Genomic DNA, 22,435 nt, shown 5'->3' on the forward strand with positions numbered 1-22,435 from the left:
GGTGGTTGAAAACAAGAATATTTTTTTAGTTAATACAAAAACCTCAATTGGTTATTCTAGTCGCCCAGGAAATGGAGGAGCTCACTATCCAGTAAGACCTGATAGTGAGAGGCACGCAAAATTTATCCAACAAAAACTTCAGGATAGCTACGAACGCTCTTCTGTCCAAAAGCAAGCAGCAGCCATTAGATATAAAACTGGAACATATTTGGAATTTAGTAGTTCTCCAGGATATGATTTGGCATTGAAAAATTTGGAGAATAATACACATGGAATCAAATTATTAAATGTTAGGGAAGAAACTCTTGTTAGTGACGAAACTGACATTTCAGATGATAATAAAATTGTTAAAGCTACTGTATATGTTCCTAAGGGGAAAGAACCTGTATTTTTAAAAAAGATTGAAGATTTTCTAGATCCTGAAAAAAGAACATCAGGTGGCAACCCTAAAAATAAAGACTTTGTTACAAGTATAGAAGAAATTCATTTAGCTCTGCTTGATTCTTTTTGGATTGGGAATATTGGTGACATGCCGGATGCGGAGCCTGAGTGGTGCGAAGTTTGGCTTAGATATCTAGCATCTAAGAATGAACTCCAAACGAAAGAAAATAAAACTGAAGTAGTTAATGATTTTAATATTTGTTGTGAATCATTGAACATAAAATTTGATGAAAAAGAAATTCTTTTTCCTGAGCGATTAGTAAAGTTGATTTATGTTAACAAAGCACAATTAAAAAATTTGATTGAAATGTGTGATTACATCGCAGAATTTCGTAGAGCACCTGAAAGAGTTCAGTTTTTTGAGGAGCTTTCTGGCGAGGACCAACAGGAATGGATAGATGATTTACTTGAACGTACATCTTTTAATGAAAGTACATCTACAGTTTGTCTTTTGGATACTGGATTAACGGTTAACCATCCGCTTATTTCTCCAGCGATTAGTGAACTTGATACAATTCAAACAGCTGATACGGAATGGGGAGCTAGTGACCATGCTGGACATGGAACTCAAATGGCTGGGGTGGCAATCTATAATGATCTAAAAGAGAAGTTAGTAAGTAATGATCCAATTCAAATTGATCATAAAATTGAATCAGTCAAAATTTTACCTCCTAATGGAGAAAATCAAGTTGAACTATATGGAGCAATTACTGAAAATGCAGTTTATCTTTCAGAAATTGAAAATCCAAAAGCTGATAGAGCAATTTGTATGGCTGTGACATCTTCGGATTATAATACTGAGGATGGGAGTCCCACATCATGGTCAGCAGCTGTGGATAATATTACTTCTGGTGCAGATGGTTCCAATACAAGACGTCTGTTTTTAGTTAGTGCTGGAAATGTTTTTACTGGTGAATTGCAAGATAATCATTATCCGGAGGGGACTATTTCACACAGTGTAGAAAACCCAGGTCAATCATGGAATGCTCTTACAGTTGGAGCGTACTGTAATAATGTTGATTTAGAAAGTCCATATTATCAAGATTATCAACCAATTGCTGACGTTGGAGAGCTGTCTCCATATAGTTCTACATCAGTTTATTGGGGAAATAAGTGGCCAATAAAACCAGAAATACTTCTTGATGGAGGTAATATGATTACTAATGGCGTTGACGTTTCAGAATGTGAAGATTTAGAATTGCTTACTACAAGCAAAGATTTCTTGATAAGACCGTTGACAACTATTGGTGGAACTAGCTCTGCAACTGCTCAGGCATCATGGTTTGCAGCACAAATTTATGGTGAATATCCTGGTGTATGGCCAGAAACAGTACGTGCATTGATGATACATTCAGCAACATGGACTAATAAAATGGTTAACCAATTCTGTATAGATGACAAGAAAACAAAAGGTAGAAATCAATTGTTACGTTCCTGCGGATATGGTATCCCAAATTTGGAAAAAGCAATTGAATGTAAGAATAATTCTGTGAATTTGGTTATTGAATCAGAAATTCAACCTTTTAATAATGCCAAAATGAATGAGATGCACATTCATGAGATTCCTTGGCCAAAAGAAGTTTTGCAGGAATTAGGAGAGATTGAAGCAAAATTGAAAGTGACACTTTCATATTTCATTGAGCCTGGTCCTGGAGAAGTTGGATGGAAAAATAAATATAGATATCCTTCAGCTGGTTTACGCTTTGACGTTATCAGTAGTGATGAAAGCTTAGAAGAATTTGAAAAGCGTATTAATTACAAGATGCGAGATGAAAATACCACTGTTGATACTAAAAGTAGGGATTGGTATCTTGGCACTAATAATCGTGATGTAGGTTCAATTCATTCTGATTTTTGTGAAGCGCCAGCTGTGGCTCTTTGTGACGCCAATTATATTGCAGTGTATCCAGTTATTGGATGGTGGAGAGAACGATCCTATTTAGGGAAAAACAATAGTAAAATGAGATATTCTTTAGTAGTTTCAATTGAGACACCTGAAACAGAGATTGACCTATACACGTCAATTATTACTCAGATTTCTTTAGAGCAAAGTATTGAGATTGATATAGATACGGGAATTTAAAAAGTAAGTTTCTTATTATAAATATTTATGTCGTAACAGCCTTTAATTAGGCTGTTATTTTTTATAGCTCAAATTTAAATGGATCATGCATAAGGATTAATCGAATATACTGTGATTACTGAAAAGTTTACATTGTTCATTAGTGATTGTGTATAGAAATAAAATTACTATAAAGGAGATGAGAAATTGAGAGGTATATTCTCCTATAAAGGAAAGAAAATCCAATTGTACTATCGGTATCTTAATATTTGGTACACGTTTTTCCTTTCGATTCCGACTTTGACTTTGGTAGTTTGGCTGTGTTGGAAAAATTGGACAAATATTGTTTCAGTGATCGCTGGAAATCAAAAGCTTCTGACACAAATAATCATGTTAGGAACACTAGTGTCAGGGCTGCTATTCTTAACGATTGTCTTTTCTCTTTTTCTTATGAAGCGATCCAAAGAAAACGGTGGCTACTTTAGCAGACTTCAACGCTGCCAATGGTTGTTGAAATACCTTATTGAAAATAAATTAGTAGAAATCAAAAAGAAAAAAACTGAAACTGGATCGAAAGAACTGATTCAATTACCAAAGGTGTACTATCAAAAAAAGGATTCGTTGGATTGTTTTACCTTTAAACTCGGAGGGAAAAATCATAAGGAATTTCTGATGATGGGATCGGTATTGGAGGAACTATTTCTTGGTGATCTAGTTGAAATTGATCGAAAGCCAATGCTAGTCACTTACAAGTTACTGCTTGATACCATTGAGCGCCGCTTATCTATCCAAGAGGTCAAAGCCCAAAATGGCTCAATTGAAATCATGGAAGGTGTTTCCTGGGAATACGATAAGATGCCGAACATGCTCATAAGTGGTGGGATTGGCGGTGGGAAAACGTATTTCATTTATACATTGATCAAGGTGTTTATGGAAATCGGCACGGTGAAAATTGCTGATCCGAAGAAATCCGACTTAGGTGTTCTGGCGGATTTGCCCGCGTTCAAAGGGCACGTAGTGATGGAAAAAGAAGAAATTTTTCGCTTGCTGGAAGATAGCTTTGAAATGATGATCAAACGCTACAAGTTTATGCGAGAACACGAAAATTATACAATGGGAAAAAACTATGCTTTTTATGAAATGCCGCCTTACGTTGTGATCATTGATGAATGGGCGGCATTTTTTAGTACCTTGGATTATAAAGAAACAGATCGTGTATTGAAAGTATTGATGCCGTTGATTCTTCAAGGTCGTCAAGCTGGGGTATATATGATCATTGCCTTGCAGCGGCCAGATGCTCAAAGTTTGCCGAATGGTATTCGAGACAATCTACTCGCAAAAGTGTCATTGGGAAGATTGTCTGAGTTGGGCTATAAAATGACCTTCGGCGACGACAACAAAAATAAAAGCTTCGTCAATAAGTCGGGAGTCGGTCGAGGCTATCTGGATATTGGAAAAGGCATTCCTCAAGAATTATACAGTCCTTTTGTTCCATCCGATTTTGACTTTTTAAAAGAGTTTGCCAAATTCGATCAGATGATCGAACTTGATTTTGAAGCTATTCGGATTACTGGAAAAGATCGAGAAATGATGGATGAATGGCATAGTGTGAACGACGAAATGCAGATCAGAAAAATGGTTTCGGAGGAATATCAGAGGAAGCGGCAAGAGAAATTGAATCAGGCTGGTGATATTACCATCGAATAATCTATTTAGCGAGTGAGGTGATGACATGTGAGTGAAAAATACTATCGAGTACGGACGGCCGCAAAATTAATTGATTCGGAATTCTCTTCAAGAACACTGTATTCGTGGATCGCTAAAATTGAAAAACGGACCACCTATCGCTTCTTGCGAAAGGATATTTTGAGGAATGGGATTCTTGTAAGTCAAATTTTACTGACAGAAGAAGATATTTTACTGTTAAAAAAGCTTTATCAATTGAGAAATAGGGAGAGGAAAGAGCTGATGGCTGCGATTTTCGCCACCTTTTTGTCACCGGAAGAGCTTGTGGAACGATTGATGATTGAAGAGAACATTTTTTAAGGAATGATCACCTAAAAATACTGGTGGGGTAACTATGCCCGCATAGCCATGCACTCAGTAGAGCGTGGCGTTTGCACTGGCAGCGGCGCCAGCCGCGTATGGCAAGGGCAAACGCACACGCCAAGTGTGTGCGTGGATGGTTTAGGGCAGGCGCTTGCGCCTGCCCTAAACCGTTACCCCCCAGTATCTAATAGGGGGGTAGAAATAAAATAACGAAACAAAAAAAGCTCAACAAAGATGACTATATAAGGCTTCATCGAAGATGGACTTTTGTGTCCTTTTCAACGATTTTGAAAGGACACAAAAATGAGAGGTCAATCATCCCAAGAGGTAGACGACTCTTTTTTAAGAGACGAAAAAAGTCGATTTCGTTATTTAATTGAGGTGTAGAAAAATTGGAGCCTAAAGAACTGCGAAACTATCGATACAAATTTGGGTTATCCAATGCGAAGACTGGAAAACAAAAGCCAGTTTCTCAACGAAAATTTGCACAAATACTGGACATCTCTTTGTCTTATTACAAAAAAATGGAACAAGGCAAGCGCTCGATTCCAGAAGAGGTGAAACAAAAACTCGAAGAGTATTTTCGTGTTTACATGAAACATGGGATAGAAATGCGCGTCATGATCGATTATTTGCGCTTGTCCTTTTTTGATGCAGCACCTAAAGATATTATCCAACGAGTGTTAGGCATGGATGAGTTAGAGTTTGAAACCCGTTCAACAGGACTCTACATGTTTGACCAAGTATCTGTACGAGGGAATATCTGGGTGTTTTGGCACACAAAAGAAACTACGAAAAATGTATTGATCCAGTTTTCAGGGCAAGGATGCCGTGAATATGAACTGGTATTGAAGGAACGAAAAACAGACTGGCAAGAATACCTATTGCACCTTTGGCAAAAACAAGGAATGCTAGAAAGTTGTTATAGTCGTATGCAATGCAGCAGGATTGATATTGCCATTGATGAAATGTGGATGCGAGAAGATGAAGAATACTTTGATTTGTTTTCCATTTTGGAAAAAGCACACAAAGGACTGATCGAAGACAGCTTTAAATTATTTGAAAACTATGGTGGATATTATACGGAATCAGGGGTAGCTAGAAATAAAGGACTATCCCTTTATTTTGGTTCAAGAAAATCACCAATGTTCTTCAACTTCTATGAAAAACGCTATGAGATCGCCAATCGTGAGCGGATTCCAGTGGAAGATGCCTTACTAAAATACGGCATCTACAACCGCTATGAATTGCGTTGTGCTGCGGAGAAAGCAACCGAGATCATTGATCGTTTTATTACCGGAACAAATTTAGGTGAGATAGGTGCTGGATTGATCAATGATAAATTGACGGTTTATGATTTGCTTGATTCTGAATCAAGAATTGTGAATGAGCGTTGGGCCAAAATGTTTCGGACAGTCAGAGAGTTGAACTTTTCCATGAAGGCAGAAAAGTTTTCAATTGAACGAGCGGAACGTTGGTTTGAAACCCAAGTAGCGCCCACGCTAAAATTGTTAAAAATTGTCGATGAACTTTCCGGCAGAGATTTTGTGAATGCGACGATTGAAAATGTGGAGTTGAGTGAAGATAAAGAAAGCTATCTTACTTGGTTCCAATCATCAGGAGGTGATTTAGTTGGAGGATAACAAGGACTACCTTTTTTCAGGAATTAATTATTGTCAAAAAAAAATCGAAGCGATTAATCAACGGATTCGAGCATTAAGTGTCTTCAATTATTCGATGGATTTGATTGAACGAATTCTCGAACGTGGTGAATTTCAGGATGATCCGGCATGGCGAGAGATTGCACGATTACTGGAAGTACGTAAAGGTTACGAACTCAAGTTTGAAGAGTTAAGTTGGCAGGTGAAGCCAAGTGATTTAAGTCAGATTGAATTTTATTCTTTCAGTGTCCCAAAAAGTGCTTTAATTGCTGTCAAAGTTGGTGTAAAGCCACTGATCGTTTATTCAACCTGTGTAACTGAAGTGTATAACAAAAAAGTCGAATACAGTTCTCTATCAGTTGATGACGTGCAGCAACTATTAAATCAATCTATTTGTGAGGATACTAAGCATGGTATGACGGAAGAGAGCATCCAAGAAGAATTACTTGATCTTGGTCGCTATGCCAATGAACCTTTTTATCAAGGATCGGTTTTACTGATAGAAAATATATTCGTTTAGGTGAGGAGTGTGTCTGATGGAAGCACAAATTTATATTGCCAATTTGTCTAAATATGTTGGTGGAACGATTCAGGGAGGCTGGTTTGATTTGCCAGTGGACTATTCTGATATTGCTACAAAACTAGGTCTAAATGAATCCGAAGAGGAAACCATTATTTTGGATTCAGATGCGCCATTTACTGTGACCCAATACGATAGTCTGGATCGTTTGAATGAATTGTATGAACAATATTCGGAATTACCCAGTGAGGTACGAGACCATGCCAAAGAATTAATTGGAGATTTATTTTCGTCAGAAGAAGACTTGTTGGAGAACGCTGAGGATGTCATGTTTTTTGCAGATGTTGATACAGACGAGAAACTTGGGAGTTACTGGATTGATCAAGGTTTGATTACTGTACCCAAGGAGTTAGAAAACTACATTGATGAAGAAGCTCTTGGGCGGGATATTCGATTGGATGGACAAGTTGTTTATGTTTCGGATGGCTGTTTCATGAAGTAGCTCTTTTTAGATTAGAAAGGTGTTTTTCATACGATGGAGTTGATCAAATATGCAGGTTCCTTTCACCTTGGGAATCAAGATATATTACAGAATATTGAGGAAGGAAAAGCCTTCTTTGGCGAAATTTATTACTGGTACAAAGCGAAATTGACTGAGTATCTTTTGACGATTCCATTTAAAGACTTGAGCTTTGATGATTTGTTCGAACAATTTAGGAATCTATTTTTACGAGAACTGAAATTGTTGAATAGCATAGACTATCCAGTCACTTTTGAGTGGTTAGATGGTCAGTTTAAACGAGTGGTCTATGATCCAGTCTTTGTTCAGATAATTAAGCGAATGGATGAGGCGAATCACGAGCGAACTTACTTTATGAACTATGTCAAAAAAAGACAATGGAATGTGACAGAACAATTTTGGTCATATCTTCAAGGATATGGTGAAGTACGCGTGACAGAAATCAATTCGGATTATGCAGAAAAGCTGATTCCAGACGATTTTGTGAAAAAGTGTCATTTGAAAGTTGTTAAATAGTGATTGTCTAAAATTGAATAAAGTATCGAAAGCAACGTTCTAAGAAGTCCCACTAATAGAACGTTGCTATTTTTTTGTCTAAAAAGGTGGTGAACGCCTTTCATCAGGTAAGAAATCGAAGTCCATAAGTGAACTCGAATGGAAAAATACCAACTATTATTGGAGGAAGTTTATGAAAACGAAAATCAGTAGAATCATAGTTTCACTCGTGCTGATTGTCACGCTGCTGACGCAACTCATTCCAATTCAAGCAATTACGGCTTATGCGGAAAGCACCAGTGCAACTCAAGTACAAAAGAATGAAGAGAAACCGAAGTCCACAGAAGACACGAAAGCTGATTCGGTTGAATCAACCAGTGAATCGAGTCAAGTAACCTCGGAAAGTACCAGCAGCACGGAGTCTTCTGAAAGTACAAAAGAAGAGGGGAATGTGGAATCTGAGGATAAAGAAGATAAACAAAGAGAAGTAGCCTTGGATGGGAGTGTCTATGGGTCTGGAGCTGGTGTTCCTGGTGATCCAGTTCTTTTCCGAAGTGCGAGAGCATTATCGGCAGATTTACCAACCTTTTTCGATATTTCTACAAAAGCAATTAACGCTGAATTGACTGCTCACCAAAATGATTCCTTCTATTTGGGTACTCCTTATCGTGGATTGTACTTAAATCCAGACGAAGGTTATTGTTTAAGTCCAAACGGGGCACCGACAAGCTACGGGCCTGGGATGAACTGTACAGGATTTGTGGCTACGGTTATTCGCAAGGCTGGAGGCGATATTTCACGAATTACGAATAATAGTACGGGATTTGGTGGTGCAGCGAACGCCTATAACTGGCGTGATGTTCTACGTGCGACAACTTATTCGGATACGTACAATACGGTTTCTGAAATGTTAGCGAGTGGCACCATGCGTAAAGGAGATATTATTTATTTTGAACCGGATGTGTCGGTAACTAACTACGATTGTCACATTGGCTTTTTCTGGGGAAATACTCCTAGTGATAATAAATTCTGGCATTCGTATTATCCTGATGGCAATATTATTTCTGATATTAAAACAAAGTCGCCTACTGAAAAAATCTATGTCTTCCATAATGCGAAGGAAGAAGGCTATATTTCACTGAAAAAAGTAAATGATAAAGGCGACAATATGGCTGGCGTTTCTTTCAAACTAACGGTTGATGGAAAATCAACCACCGTAAAAACAGACGCAAATGGGAATTTAAAATCACCAAATTATCCTATCGGTACAGTGGTGGAGTACGAAGAAACAGCAACGATCACTGGTCACTATATTGATTCTGCTACTTCCAAAGGGAAGATCACCATTAAGGAAGGTGCCAATGAAATCAAAGTGACTAATCCTCGATATGCGAACGTTACGCTGAACAAAAAAAATGATGTCGGACTTAATCTTGAAGGTGTTCAATTTAAATTGACTTATAACGGAAAAGATCATACCGTCAAGACCGACAAAAACGGTCAAATTCAAGTGACGAATGAATTGAAAAATAATACGAAAATTGATTGGGAAGAAACGGCAACGATTGCTGGTCACTACATTGATACAGCCAATGCGAAGGGATCGTTGGTGGTGAAATCTGGTTCTAATACGATTAATGTGAGCAATCCACGTTACGCCAATTTAACACTAATTAAACAAGATGATAAAGACGCAAATCTTGAAGGTGTAGAATTCAATCTTCACTACAACGGGAAAGATCATAAAGTGAAGACGGATAAAAATGGGACAATCAAGATCACCAATGACTTGAAGAACAACACAAAAGTCGACTGGGAAGAGCTTAAAACCATCAAAGGTCACTACATTGATCCAGAAAAAGCCAAAGGATCGATCGTAGTGAAATCTGGAGAAAACACGATTAACGTAAATAATCCAACGCTTAATTTTGGGTTGACTTCTCAAGCAAGTAACCAAGACGGGGCACAATTTGTGAATCCAATGATCGGACAAAAGTTGCGGGATGAAGTGATGATCCAGGCGAACCAAGCACCTGCAAATGCGAAACTACGTCTGACTTCTGATTTTGTCGAGTTTGGAACAGGTGAGCAGCTTGGCGAAGAATCCTTGAAACAAGTGAATGAATTCGAAGCGAAACAAGCGCAATTTGTAAAAAATGTGTATTTAGATTTTGATGCTACAGGAATGCATGGTAAAAAGGGTATTTGGATCAATGTCTTAGAATTCTACAATCCATCAACGAATGAGTGGGAAGAAGTCGCTCGTCATGATGATTTGACGAACGAGGCGGAAGCGATTCAATTTGTGACACCAGAAATCCATACGGAGTTTTTCTTCTATGATCAGAACGAAAATGAAACCAAACTCTCTGTTCCATTGGCAAAAGTGAAAGGATTCGATCGGGTATTCTATAAGAACCTTATCTCAGGACAAACCTACAAATTTGACTTAATCATGATGGATCGTGAATCTGAAAAAGAATTCAAAGACCTGAACGGAGACAACGTGACAGGATCAATCACTGTTGTTGCTGGGAAGGATGGCACCGTCACTTCTACTATCAATGCGAGAGAATACTATGAAAATCTCGCCAAAGAAGCGGCTGAAAAAGAAGAATCAAAAGAAAACGATAGCGACAAAGAAAAAGAAGCAACAAAAGATTCGGATCAATCAAAAGAACCGATTCAACCAAAAGCAGCCACGCAAGAAGTTGTTGATACCGAAGAACCAGTAGATGTGGAAGAACAAGAAGAAGCAACTGAATTTTCAACACTGAATGACGTTGAGTTGTTGGAAGGGCATATCGATGTTCCGTTTGAAGCCAATTTATCTGATGCGAAAGGAAAAGTCTTAGTTGCATACGAGCAGCTATCGACAAATGACACGCCGATTGCCGATGAAAAGGAACTTGAGAACGAGAAACAAACCGGGAAAGTAAGAAATCCTAAGATCGGTACGCAAGCTCTCGTGAATGGCAAAGTAGAAGTTACTTCTGATGGCAAAGTGACATTGACTGATAAGATCGCTTTTGAAGACTTAACGCCTAACGTTGAGTACGATCAAAAAGTCACTTGGATGGATACTCGGACAAAACTACCAGTCATGATCGATGGGAAAGAATTGACTTCAACCATCAAGTTCACACCAAAAGAAGAAACAGGAACGGTCACTGTGACAATTGAAGATGTCGCTGTTCAACAATTATTTGGTAAAGACAGTCAAATCCAATTGGTCGCTTTTGAAGAAACGACTTATAACGATGAGCCTGTAGCTTCTGAAAAAGACTTCAATAATAAAGGCCAAACCATTACAATCAATAAACCAGTAAAACCAACTACTTCATCAGGTACGTTGCCTCAAACATCAGGATCATTAGGAAGTCCCTATATTTGGATTCTCTTAGGTCTTGTGTTCGCCGCAAGTGCTCCTTTGATTGTTGTAAACAAGAAACGTCAAAATAAAAAATGAGATAGGTCAACGAAGCGTCCATACTAGGGCGCTTCTATTTTTAGAGGAGGTTGTCGTGAAAAAGCTATGGAAGAAGTTACCATTTCTATGGATCGTTTTAGGGATCGTCATTTCTTGTGCGAGTTACTACGGCTATTACTTGCTATTACAAGCCGATGACCATGCGGAACAAATGACACATCCGATTGAAATAAATCAGAGTAATCGGGACGAACAAAAAAAGAAGCTACAAAAAGCGACTTATTGTCCCCGTCAAATTAAGCCAGTCACACCAGCTGCTTATGCGAAAGCTCAATTGCGGTACACCGAGATCGTGAACCAGTGGGGCGTAGGGGCGTTGTATATTCCCAGCGCTGATATTCATTCGAAAATTCTTGCAGGAATCAACAATCAGAATCTAATGGTTGGGGTCGGAACGTACTATCAGGATCAGCAGTTAGGAAAAGGCAACTATGTTCTCTTGGCTCACAATTTGGTTCAAGGTGGCGGAACGCTAGAAAATTTGCCGAAAACAACCTTGCACCAAGTCTTTTATCTGACTGATTTCACCAATGTTTATGAATATGTGACGATTAAAAATGAGATCGTTGATCAAAGTCGTGGTGACTTGATGGCGATTCCTGCGGGTGATCAGACACCACTTGTGACACTTATTCGTTGTGAAGGTGGACTAAATACCTCCAATCGAGCGATTGTGCAAAGCGAGTTCTTGAAAGATTATCCGGCAAGTGAAGCCAGTAAAGAGGTGAAACTTGGTTTGGGGATAATTGAAGGGCGCTGGATCAATCATGAAAAAATTACGAACCAACAAAGTTCCAGCACTAGTGAAGAATCACCGATTCGAATACGAATGAGTTCGGTTGAAACGTCCAACGAACCGATTTACTCGCTATTCCAAATTGCCTGCATTTATTTGTTTACGCTCTTAAATGAGGTACCTGTTTTAATTGGGGTCGGTTATTTGATTGGGCTTCTAGCTTTGACGCATATAGCTACACGGAAACAGTTTGAATCTTAAAGTGAAAAGGGGAATTGTGTATGTTTTGGATCATCGTAGCCTTTATGATCGGTACGTTCTTTGGCGTGATCATTATGGCAATACTGAGCGCTGGGAAATATGACGATATGGTAAACAACAGAATTGAATGGGAGAGGATGGACTAGATGAAGAAATTTTCGAGAATGATTTCGGCATTGATTTTTACGCTACAAGCATTTCTTTCGACACCAATGGCAGTCTTGGCAAGTGACATGCCCTCAACCAAAGAAGCATCAGAACAAATCCAAAAAGTTACCGATACCACAGAAACAATAGAAAGCAGTACCGACTCTAAAGAAGAGTCTTCTACAAAAGAATCCACCGAAAGCAGCCCTTCAAGCAATGAATCTTCTACGGAATCCTCTAGTAGTGGCACGAAACCTTCGGAATCTTCGACACCGAGTGATCAAGAAATTCCGAAAAAGGAAGAACCAAAAAAAGAAACAGAGAAACCGACAGCGTCAAAAGAAGAATCCACGGCGGAACAATCCAACCAAGTTCTACAAGAAATCCCAGCACCAGAAACGAGTGTTGATCAAGAAGCGACTAGTGATCTCTCTCGAACGGTTCCCTCAAGCACTGTGACACAAGATGGATCGATTCATTTTGAAAAGGATGAATCCGTGGATAGCTTTATTCAAAAAATTGGCGAGTCGGCTCGAAAGATTGGAAAGGAAAAAGACCTGTATGCGTCTGTGATGATCGCTCAAGCAGTGTTGGAATCAGCATCGGGTCAAAGCCAATTAGCTCAGGAACCAAACTATAATCTGTTTGGGATCAAGGGGACGCACAATGGGAAATCTGTCTCACTAGCAACACAAGAAGACTTAGGGAATGGCACGCTTTATGCCACACAAGCAGGTTTTCGGGTGTACGAGAACTATGAAGATGGCTTCAATGATTATGCCACGCTGCTAAAAGAAGGAATCACTGGTGATACCAATTACTATTCAGGTGTTTGGAAATCGAATGCGAAGACATATCAAGAAGCAACAAAGTATTTAACAGGACGATATGCCACAGATACTCAGTACGATCAAAAACTGAATGGTCTTATTGAAACTTATGATTTAACAGACTATGACAAGGAGCTTCAAGGGCCAATTATTAGCAGTTCAGGCTATAAAATTCCTTTGCAAAATTACACCATTTCAAGTGTGTTTGGCAATCGCAATGGCGAGTTTCATCGTGGATTAGATATGGCGGCAGCTCAAGGCGAACGAATTTATGCGGTGAAGTCCGGTAGAGTGATCAAGGCAGAATTCCATACCTCTTGGGGGAATTACGTGGCGATCCAGCACGAAGATGGGACAACCGCTCTATATGCACATCAACAACAATCTATCGTCAAAGTAGGGAATACTGTCTCACAAAGTCAGATAATCGGTTATGTAGGAAACACTGGAAATAGTACAGGTAGCCATTTACATTTTGAGCTTTGTAAGGACAGCAGCCTTTCTCAAGGAATGTTGGTTGATCCGCAAAGCGTTTTGTTTGGGAACTAAAAGTAAATCACTTGAATCCAAGAGACTCGATGGAGCCTCTTTTTTGTGGAGGTGACGCATAAAAAATGGAATTTATTGGAGAACCAATTGTTGAAGAGGAGTTTATTGAGCATTACATGTATCTGTTTGAGTCTTCGATTCGTCAGCTATGTTCAATTGATGAATTCTTGCCAAAGGAAAAAGAATACCTGCAAGCAGAGTATCGTTGTGCTTGGTTGTTGTATCAAAAGTTTGAAGCGGAACAGAAACGTCCGCCGGACTATCGTTTCCTCAGTGATAGTGTGACGAATGCCGTGATCGCTCGTGAGTACCTATTCCAAGAGCGAGAAAAGAACATGATGAATTCGGAACACTTTGCGGAACGGTATATTGTCCTTCTGCGATCCGAGGGGTTACTCACACCAGTTGTATTTGGAGCGGTTGATTTTGCCTTTATCATGGAAAGTGAACGGCACCGAGCAATCAAACGTTATGACGAAGAAGACACCTTTACTGAGGGCTATAAAATGATGCGTATTCAGAATAATCGTTTCCTGCAAAACTATGTGATCCAGCAATTGGCGGATGGGTTTCTTGATCATTATTCGGTGTATATGAAGAAACGGCAGGAGGGATAAGAGAATGCTTCGATTGATCCTATATACAGTGATCGGATTTTTCATAGTAAGTTTTATTTGGCCGTTTTTGGGTGCCAAATTTGAATGGCTACAGAAGAAGGATCGTTTGGCTTGGAAGCAAGGATTTAAACGGAATCGGTATGAGCTATTCCTAACATTTGATGATGGTCGTTTTGCGTGTTACCAGCTATTTGCCAATTATGCAAAGTATCAAGCAGCCGACTTATTGCTCAAGCTTTTTGAAAGTAACCCATTTGTCGGGATTGAAGAGAATGGACGAGTCTTCTATTATCGCTATTCCCAAATTGAAAAGATAGAATCCGAAAAATATCCGCTAAAGCTGAGAAAGAAAGGTCTGTTTTGAGGTATCTGATTTTTTAAACTGGTATGAGCATGATCAGTTTTAAGAGTTTCATCAATTGATCGAGGCTGTTTTAACTACGCTGAAACCCAAAAATGAGCCATTCGTTGGTTTACCAAAAGAAATGAAGGCGAAGTATAAGAATGAACCAGCAATGTACCATCGTTATGTGAAGCAATGAGTACGTTATATCAATGAGAGGGAGCAGCAGCGGCAACGATTTATCAACTGGTGCAGCAAAGAAGTCATAGAACAGTTTACTCAACTCTATCCAGAGGTAGATCGGGTACAAGTCGTATCGGAAACCATTTTTGGATTAAATCAGTTATTTTTAGAACGCTATGAAAGCCTAACTACGTATTCTTTAGAAATAAATTTTTAATGAATGGAGAATGGAACATGAAAAAAAGAATGATCACAACTTTAGCAATTACCAGCGTAACCTTATATGGTCTACAGCTTGGAAGTTCATCAGTACAAGCTGGTGAATTGGATATACCAGTAGGTGAAAATGAGAAAAAAGTTGAACTAGTTTCTACGGCAGATGGCTTGAATGAAGAGTTACCTGGGGAATTACCAACAGACCCGGAGCTTCCGACTGATCCAGAATTACCCGAAACGCCGGAGGTTCCTGAAACACCAGAAGTACCGGAGACACCAGAGGTTCCCGAAACGCCAGAAGTACCGGAAACACCAGAGATTCCCGAAACACCGGAAGTCCCTGAAACGCCAGAGAAACCAGAACAGCCAGAAAAACCTAGTAAGCCAGAAATACCTGCTCGACCAGAACAACCACAGACACCCACACCATCCAATCCAGGGAGCCAACCAGGAACAGATGTTGTATTGAATCCAACAGTTGATGCGCCTGTGGAAACGGCGACTGGAGAACAGATTGTTTCAGTGAAAGACGGTGTCGCCTATAAGCAAACAGCAACTGGATTAAGTCCCATTGAAAGTGAAGTCACTCCATTACCAAATGGAAATATTTCTATAAAGGCAGCGGATGGATCGACAAAAGTTTTACCAAATACAGGGGAAGCGACTACCAGAAGTTTGTCTGCTTTAGGTCTAGGGTTGATTTCAATGGTTGGATTGATCTGGAAGTTTCGATTTTTCAAACGGTAAGATGGCTCAACTAATCAAAAGGAGCTGTCTGTAGGATGAAGGAGCGGCGAATTAGAAAGAAAGAAAAAACAACTAGTGAAAAAATACCGAAAGTACGAAGGATTCAAACTAAAGCAATGAGACGTTTGTTTTGGTTAGGAATTCTTTTTCTAAGTGTTTCAGGAGTATTTGCCTTTCTTCAAACCCAAGGCTTACGAATAAAAGTGAGTTCACTAAATAAAGAAGTCGTCACGATTCAAAAGAAAAATAAAGAAGAGGCAAGTAACTCGGTTGTGCTCACGCCTGAAATTGAATCGTTTATGAACCGCTTTGTCACATTGTACATGGCGGTTTCTGATGATAGTGAGACTCAAAAATTGAGACAAGAAACCCTAATGAACGATTACTTTGCACAAGGAATCAAGGAAAGCAATTCGATCTTTTCAGGAAAGCGGACATTAAAGTCAGCCGCTTTTATCTCGTTGAAAAAAGTATCAGGTGTTTCGACTGCTTCTTACAAAGTCACTTATATTATCGAAACAAAAGGAGAGGATGATCAACCAAAGGAAGTCACGGCCAGTCAGCTATTGAATATTCCTTTCCAAACTTCTAGAGCAGGAAGCCGAGTGATTTCTTATCCGTATTTCACTGCGTTAAAAGAAAACAAAGAGAAGGCGAAAATCTTAGATTTTGATCCGAATGATTTTGAGTCCGTTGATGGACATATCCGTAGAGGAATAATGACGTATATTGAGGAATTTTTAGAGAAGTACGCGAAAAGCTCTTCGAAAGATATGCGCTATATGATGGATGATCCAGAAGGGCTGCAAGGTTCAGCGAGCATTGATGAAGTATCAGGCCAGGTATTCAAAGAAAAAGACCATTTTGTAGTGAAAGCTGCGGTCAAATTTAGAGATAAAGGAACAGAATTGATTTGGCAAGAACATATGTCTTTTGAAGTGGTAAAAAAATCGGGCAAGTATTATGTTCAGAAATTAAACCATACATGGTAGAAATGAGGGAATCGAAAAATGGGATTAAAACAACTGTCTGATTTTATATTGGAACAAGGGAAATATGTGATTATCATGTTAGTTGTCTATTTGGCTTCCAAAAACTTTGCGAAGTCGAAAGTCGTTCAGATTATTTCGGCATTTGTAGGTGGAGCGATCGCTTATTTCTTCTTGAATGATCCAGAAAAAGTATTTGATGGCATGGGTACGATTATTGAGAAGTTGTTTGGTGGTTAATCATGAAATGGGAACCGTACAATTACTCAGCAGCATTTAAAGAACCGTATCGCATACAAGATTTAGGGAATTTAGGTCGTTTGCCTGCGCCAATTGCGGTGGTGAATATTGGCAGCTTCCTTTTTGTATTGGGTTTGATGTGGGGAGTATTTCATGAGCCAATCCAAAGAGGGGCAGAGATTCTACCTTTTTTACCAGCTCTATGTTATATAGGATTCCCTGTAGCAAGTGTGTTGTTGTTAAACAAGGTTCAACCGGACGGGAAGAAGATTCATTACTATATCTTTGATCTGATGATGTATGTTGTAACAATCCAATGGAGAGATGTAGTGTTTTTCCAGGGGAAAGTTTATAATCAATCAGAAGTCGATGAAGAGATCCGTTTTTATTAATAGAATGAAGAGCAAATGAATTCGCTGGATAAGAACCATCGGCAAACCATGAATATATATGTAGATATTTATCCCTCAAAATAAATAATTTGAGAAATGCATCTATTAAACTATAATTCGTTGAGTAACTATAATTGTAGTTAGATTTGTTTCAAAGACTCCTTTTGACATTTAACGCAATAGAATCCTTTTTAAGATTTAATGATTAAAAAACATATCCATATTTGTGGTATTGTGATAACATTAAATCATAAATAGTTTCATTTTGCTGTTAAAGTTGAAAGGAGGGAATCTGATGTCTTATAGATTTGATGAATTTGAGGATAAGGAGAACAGATTTTCAGATGAAGAATTGCGAGGACTTATCTCTCAACGAATTGAGAAATTATCTTCTAAACATTTATGCGAACTAATGAACTTTATTGAACCACTATGCGAAAAAGATATTTTAGAGCCTTATTTGCTAGGGTATGAAATGCCCAATCCAGATTCTCAAGAATATACGTTTCTAAAGTTAGCCAGTAAGTACAAGGGAAATATTATACGAACGCTTATGCTGAAAGAAGATATTAGTAGATACAACTTTCAGTCTTTTGTAGAAAAATATCAGTTGCAGGAAATTACAACAGGATCATACATTTATCCAAACAGTACAATAGATGCGCCATTTATGTTTCAACAAAAATATAGTAAGGCAACGATTGCGGTGGAATCAGCTCTGTACTATTATGGCTATTCTGATGTGATTCCAAAAGAAACGATTATGTATATGCCTAGAACGTACAATCTGAAACAAATTCATTTTGGAGAGCATTCTCTAGTAGAAGTAAAAGATATAACTACTTCTGAAACGAGACAACAACTCAAGATTTTTTACCCAGGCAATGATCCAATCCTGCTAATGAAAAATGTAAAGGCAACGATAAATCAAAGTACCCAAATGACTTTGGAAAATGGCCTACCTATCTTGATTACCCCTCTTGAGCAAACGTTGGTAGACATTGTTAAGCCACAATTTTCAGTAGAAGAAGAAGTTAAAGTTCAGGCATATAAAAAATATATCGAGAAAAATCAAAAAATGCTGCCAAAACTTCAACACCGTGCTTCAATCGATGGGGTTTTGAATAAAGTTAATTACTATTTAGAAAGAAGGTTGCATTGATTGAATTCCCAACGACTTAAAGATTTGATCAAGAACATGCCTGACAGTGTAAGTTTTGAAGAGTATTATGTTCGTTTTGCGACTGAACGATTTCTTGCTAGACTGCAAAAGACGGCATATCTAGATAAATTTGTTATCAAAGGTGGCTTTCTATTAGAAACGATTTATGATATTCAACAACGTACTACTCAAGATTTAGATACGTTAGTTCGGAATATCTCTAATGAAAAAGAAGAACTTTTGGTTATTCTAGAGACAATCGCTGCGGTTGATCTGAACGATAATGTTACGATTGAAGTATCAAGTATTGAAACCATCCAGGAGCAAAAGAAATACGCAGGGATCAGAACAAAGATGATTTTAAGATTTCTTGATGCGAACTCATTCTATAATTTTACCTTGGATATTGGAGTGGGCGATGTGATTACACCTAAGCCGTACTTGCGTGAGATTCCTTTGTTATTCAATGATACAAAGCATGAAAGTAAATCTATCAAGATTTATTCTTATCCAGTTGAAACGATCCTTGCTGAGAAGACGGAAACGATTCTCACATTAAGTACAAATAATTCTCGTATGAAGGATTTTTACGATATTTACCTAATTTTATCTGATTCAGGGCTTCCGTCAATCGAAGCCTGTTACTCAGCATTCTCGAATACATGGACTTATCGTAGTGGGTTGCCTTTAGATGCAGAACTATTTGAAGTATGGCTATTCGTTATTGATCAGATAAAACAGGATACACTTATCCAAAAAAAGTATTGGCCCAATTATGTAGCCAAACGTTCATACGCTAAAAGTTTGAAATTAGAAGATATTTTATTGTTGTTTGAAAGATATATCAAACAACTGCAACAAGAATATTTGAGACAGAATAGCTAAAGGAGTGACTAAGATGACAGAGGATGAATATCTTGCGCATATTGCTGAAATACTTAAACAAGAAAATGTAGAGCTACACGTGCAACGACAATTATTAGATGCAGTATCAGAATTATTGAAATATTATAGCTTAGAATATGTACGTGAATTGTTACCGTCGTTGTTGAAAACATAATTAGAGAGGATAGGCTTCTGTATGTCAATTGTAAAAAGTCCTATTTGGGCATTAAAAGGAAATCTATTGTTAACAAGTGATAACGACATTTGGGCATACTACCAAGTATCGCCAAAAACGATTTCGCAAAATAATCCCAAAGCGATTCAAGAAAACAAGGAACAGATGGCTAACTTGATGCAACTCTTGGCACCTTATGAAGATGTGGAATTGATCATGTTTCCTAGAACTATGAATTTATCCAGTCGATTCACAAAATTATCTGAAGGTTTTGATCAAAATAATTCTAAGTTGGGCGAATATTATTCCCTAGAAACAGTCAATTTATTGGAAAGAGAAGGTACGGTTTATCGACCTTCTTTTTTGTTGGGAATAAAGATAAAAGATCAATATATTACTGAAAGTTTGAAGGAGGCATTTAAGAAAATATCCAATGAATTAGCGGATGAAGTTTTAGGATTCGCTGGGTATGAACGAACTGACGGTGAAACGATCCTCGAACAAATTACCTCAGTTTCAAACGAAGTTTCTCAATTGTTGTATTCTTTTTCGATTCGTCCTTTAGCAAAAGAAGAAATGATTTACGTGAATCGTCTGCAATATATCAGAGGGATGCCTCATAAAATTGAAGATGAAAATCATTGGCAAGATATTGAAGATATTCAATCAGCGATCATTCGTCCGATAAAGCAAGGGAAAGGCATATTGAAGATCGAGGATGAACTTGGAGAAAGCTATTTATCCATTCTTCCGATCGGATCTTTTCCAGAAAATATGAGTAATATGAATATTTTTCAGTTTGCTCAAGATTTGAGTTTTCCCATAGAATTTCGGATGAAGCTTCATTATCCAGAACTGGGTGGCTCACAAGGACTTCAAATGCGAGTAGGTTGGTTAAACAATAGGTTCAAGGATGAACAAACTGATCAAGAAAAGCATGGAGATGAATCCACAGATCGTGTTTTGACCATTCGCTATTTGTTAAAACACATGCGAGAGCGTATGAACAACAATGAACCAATCATTGACTGGTTAGGTTGCTTTGTTGTGTATGGGAATACGAAAGAAGAAGTTCGGCATCGTAGTTTATCCATTATCAAATTATTGAGTCAAAGCGTCCGAGTCTGTCGTGGGAAGAATGACCAAGTGAAACTATTCTATAAATTACTCATGGGTCAGCCATTAGGAGGTCAGATGCATTGGAAGCAGCGTACAAATGTAGATGCCATTGCAGAATTACTTTTTGGAACGATCTCAGAATTAGGGATGGATTCGGGATGGTACATTGGTCGTCAAGATGTTGTTGGATTGAATGGTTCCAAAGGCGAAAAAACGGAGCTGGAAGAATTGATCTATGCTTCAAATAAGTATGTTTTTTTGAATCCTTTAGCGATTGCCGAAGGAATTAGAGGGGCTCTTTATGATGCGCCACACATGGCGGTAACGGGGAAAACTGGCAAAGGGAAAACCTTTCTTGTGGGATTAATTTTCCTCTATAGTTCTTTTTTAGAAGCTCAAAGTCTTTTTATCGATCCAAAAGGTGAAAAGAAAAAATGGTTCAAGAAGCTCGTGAATAATCCCTATTACCAACACAATTATCCATTATTTGTGCAGCACTTGAATAGCATTAACTACGTGACGTTGGATGTAAACAAAGAAGAAAACTATGGTGTGTTAGACCCATTTGTGTATCTGGATCGAATTGATGCTAAACAAGTAGCCCAAGATATGATCAATGAACTCAGTCCACTAGGAAAGGATCATAAGCTAAAAGGGGCAGTGCTCGAAGGCATTCAAAACGTATTGGCTAAACGAGAAGAAGGTGAGCTTGTGGGATTAATGCATGTGGTTGATTGGTTGGAAGAACATACGGATGAAAAAATTCATGAATATGGTCGATTCCTGCATTTAACGATCACTGATTCAATCTTGCGCTTAGGTTTTAGTTATGGCGAAAATAATGGACTGGATTTCAAAGAGAAAACAACCGTACTAGAAATCCAAGATTTGTCTCTACCTAAAGATGATATATCCCCTGAACTATACTCAGATGCCGATAGAAAAGCGTTATGCCTAATGATTAGTTTGGGACGTTTTTGTGAGATGTTTGGGAAACGTAACATTGAACAAAAAACAGCCGTCTACTTCACGGAAGCTTGGGTCTGTGCGAAACGTTTGTAGTTGAAAAGACTGCGCACGCTCTAGTAATTTGTCGCTTAGAAAACAATAAGCGAGAAAACTAATTTAAAAGAGCGGAGAACTCTTAACTTGAGAAGTGGAATGATAGAGTAACGTCTTGAAACGCTTCCTCTAATCCCCCGACATGCAATGATTTCGTGCAAAAAGTTATTGTATGAAGCTCGGTAAGGTCGGCAGAAGGTTACCGTAATGAAGACTTATCTTTATCGAAATTGTCCTAGAGGTAGGATATGTAACGGATATGCCGGGAGTCACAAAAAGTTGAATATGGTGAGAATGTCCCGTTCGGGACTGACGAACTGGCGAATGTACGCTCCAAACGCTAACGTATAGAAATATACGAACAATTGAATTGAGGATGAGTAAGAATAGATCCTATGAAAATCCTTGATGTGTTACAGGCACATGATAATTCAGTGGGGTAAAGTCAGCACCTAAGTTCAGCATTGATAGAGTTAAGGGAACGTTGAAAGCTAAAGACGTGGAGGGATGCACAACCAATGAAACGTAGAAAAGGAAATCATAA

At 38.4% G+C, this 22,435-nt stretch carries 22 protein-coding genes; all 22 read left to right on the plus strand.

Annotation, left to right across the window (positions count from 1 at the left end; genetic code table 11):
* Window position 1 precedes the first annotated feature (1 nt).
* The 22 genes from IGI52_RS01735 to IGI52_RS01840 all read left to right on the plus strand — a co-directional run bounded on the left by IGI52_RS01735 (window position 2) and on the right by IGI52_RS01840 (window position 21,891).
* Window positions 2-2,524, plus strand: coding sequence for a S8 family peptidase (locus tag IGI52_RS01735; protein WP_438780246.1), 2,523 nt, complete (start codon window positions 2-4; stop codon window positions 2,522-2,524).
* Between the two features lie 186 nt (window positions 2,525-2,710).
* Window positions 2,711-4,210 carry an FtsK/SpoIIIE domain-containing protein gene (locus IGI52_RS01740; RefSeq protein WP_438780247.1) on the plus strand — a complete coding sequence of 500 codons (1,500 nt, stop codon included), beginning with the start codon at window positions 2,711-2,713 and terminating at the stop codon, window positions 4,208-4,210.
* A gap of 27 nt (window positions 4,211-4,237) precedes the next feature.
* On the plus strand, window positions 4,238-4,549 hold the full coding sequence (locus tag IGI52_RS01745) for a hypothetical protein (protein WP_438780248.1): 312 nt from the start codon (window positions 4,238-4,240) through the stop codon (window positions 4,547-4,549).
* Between the two features lie 395 nt (window positions 4,550-4,944).
* Complete coding sequence (locus IGI52_RS01750) at window positions 4,945-6,195, plus strand: replication initiation factor domain-containing protein (RefSeq protein WP_304570041.1); 1,251 nt, start codon at window positions 4,945-4,947, stop codon at window positions 6,193-6,195.
* The gene (locus IGI52_RS01755; protein ID WP_304570040.1) at window positions 6,185-6,733 is read left to right on the plus strand and encodes a hypothetical protein; all 549 of its coding nucleotides are present in this window, start codon (window positions 6,185-6,187) and stop codon (window positions 6,731-6,733) included. The genes IGI52_RS01750 and IGI52_RS01755 overlap by 11 nt, the downstream gene beginning before the upstream one ends.
* 16 nt (window positions 6,734-6,749) lie before the next feature.
* Window positions 6,750-7,235: an antirestriction protein ArdA gene (locus IGI52_RS01760; protein WP_304570039.1), complete on the plus strand. Its 486-nt coding sequence runs from the start codon at window positions 6,750-6,752 to the stop codon at window positions 7,233-7,235.
* Window positions 7,236-7,268: 33 nt separating this feature from the next.
* A complete protein-coding gene (locus IGI52_RS01765; protein ID WP_304570038.1) occupies window positions 7,269-7,769 on the plus strand; it encodes a hypothetical protein in 501 nt (166 codons plus the stop codon).
* Window positions 7,770-7,941: 172 nt separating this feature from the next.
* On the plus strand, window positions 7,942-11,217 hold the full coding sequence (locus tag IGI52_RS01770; protein WP_438780249.1) for a VaFE repeat-containing surface-anchored protein: 3,276 nt from the start codon (window positions 7,942-7,944) through the stop codon (window positions 11,215-11,217).
* Window positions 11,218-11,272: 55 nt separating this feature from the next.
* Window positions 11,273-12,235 (plus strand): class A sortase, encoded by a 963-nt coding sequence (locus IGI52_RS01775; protein ID WP_438780250.1) that lies wholly within the window; start codon window positions 11,273-11,275, stop codon window positions 12,233-12,235.
* A gap of 20 nt (window positions 12,236-12,255) precedes the next feature.
* Window positions 12,256-12,381 carry a hypothetical protein gene (locus IGI52_RS01780; RefSeq protein WP_438780251.1) on the plus strand — a complete coding sequence of 42 codons (126 nt, stop codon included), beginning with the start codon at window positions 12,256-12,258 and terminating at the stop codon, window positions 12,379-12,381.
* Window positions 12,382-13,761 carry a glucosaminidase domain-containing protein gene (locus tag IGI52_RS01785; RefSeq protein ID WP_438780252.1) on the plus strand — a complete coding sequence of 460 codons (1,380 nt, stop codon included), beginning with the start codon at window positions 12,382-12,384 and terminating at the stop codon, window positions 13,759-13,761. It begins immediately after the preceding gene.
* Between the two features lie 65 nt (window positions 13,762-13,826).
* Window positions 13,827-14,378: a hypothetical protein gene (locus tag IGI52_RS01790; protein WP_438780253.1), complete on the plus strand. Its 552-nt coding sequence runs from the start codon at window positions 13,827-13,829 to the stop codon at window positions 14,376-14,378.
* A 4-nt stretch (window positions 14,379-14,382) separates the two neighbouring features.
* Window positions 14,383-14,742: a hypothetical protein gene (locus IGI52_RS01795; RefSeq protein ID WP_304570033.1), complete on the plus strand. Its 360-nt coding sequence runs from the start codon at window positions 14,383-14,385 to the stop codon at window positions 14,740-14,742.
* Between the two features lie 55 nt (window positions 14,743-14,797).
* Window positions 14,798-14,920 carry a hypothetical protein gene (locus IGI52_RS01800; RefSeq protein WP_304570032.1) on the plus strand — a complete coding sequence of 41 codons (123 nt, stop codon included), beginning with the start codon at window positions 14,798-14,800 and terminating at the stop codon, window positions 14,918-14,920.
* 218 nt (window positions 14,921-15,138) lie between these two features.
* Complete coding sequence (locus IGI52_RS01805; RefSeq protein WP_438780254.1) at window positions 15,139-15,867, plus strand: LPXTG cell wall anchor domain-containing protein; 729 nt, start codon at window positions 15,139-15,141, stop codon at window positions 15,865-15,867.
* 35 nt (window positions 15,868-15,902) lie between these two features.
* The gene (locus tag IGI52_RS01810; RefSeq protein WP_438780255.1) at window positions 15,903-16,859 is read left to right on the plus strand and encodes a conjugal transfer protein; all 957 of its coding nucleotides are present in this window, start codon (window positions 15,903-15,905) and stop codon (window positions 16,857-16,859) included.
* Window positions 16,860-16,877: 18 nt separating this feature from the next.
* Complete coding sequence (locus tag IGI52_RS01815) at window positions 16,878-17,096, plus strand: TcpD family membrane protein (RefSeq protein WP_304570029.1); 219 nt, start codon at window positions 16,878-16,880, stop codon at window positions 17,094-17,096.
* A gap of 2 nt (window positions 17,097-17,098) precedes the next feature.
* Window positions 17,099-17,488, plus strand: coding sequence for a TcpE family conjugal transfer membrane protein (locus tag IGI52_RS01820; RefSeq protein ID WP_438780256.1), 390 nt, complete (start codon window positions 17,099-17,101; stop codon window positions 17,486-17,488).
* A gap of 295 nt (window positions 17,489-17,783) precedes the next feature.
* Window positions 17,784-18,650 carry a hypothetical protein gene (locus IGI52_RS01825; RefSeq protein WP_438780257.1) on the plus strand — a complete coding sequence of 289 codons (867 nt, stop codon included), beginning with the start codon at window positions 17,784-17,786 and terminating at the stop codon, window positions 18,648-18,650.
* On the plus strand, window positions 18,651-19,535 hold the full coding sequence (locus IGI52_RS01830; protein WP_438780258.1) for a nucleotidyl transferase AbiEii/AbiGii toxin family protein: 885 nt from the start codon (window positions 18,651-18,653) through the stop codon (window positions 19,533-19,535).
* Window positions 19,536-19,548: 13 nt separating this feature from the next.
* Complete coding sequence (locus IGI52_RS01835; RefSeq protein WP_438780259.1) at window positions 19,549-19,710, plus strand: hypothetical protein; 162 nt, start codon at window positions 19,549-19,551, stop codon at window positions 19,708-19,710.
* Between the two features lie 21 nt (window positions 19,711-19,731).
* Window positions 19,732-21,891: an ATP-binding protein gene (locus IGI52_RS01840; RefSeq protein WP_438780260.1), complete on the plus strand. Its 2,160-nt coding sequence runs from the start codon at window positions 19,732-19,734 to the stop codon at window positions 21,889-21,891.
* Window positions 21,892-22,435: the final 544 nt, after the last annotated feature.

The organism is Enterococcus sp. DIV0187 (genome assembly GCF_051713785.1).
Taxonomy (GTDB): domain Bacteria; phylum Bacillota; class Bacilli; order Lactobacillales; family Enterococcaceae; genus Enterococcus_A; species Enterococcus_A avium.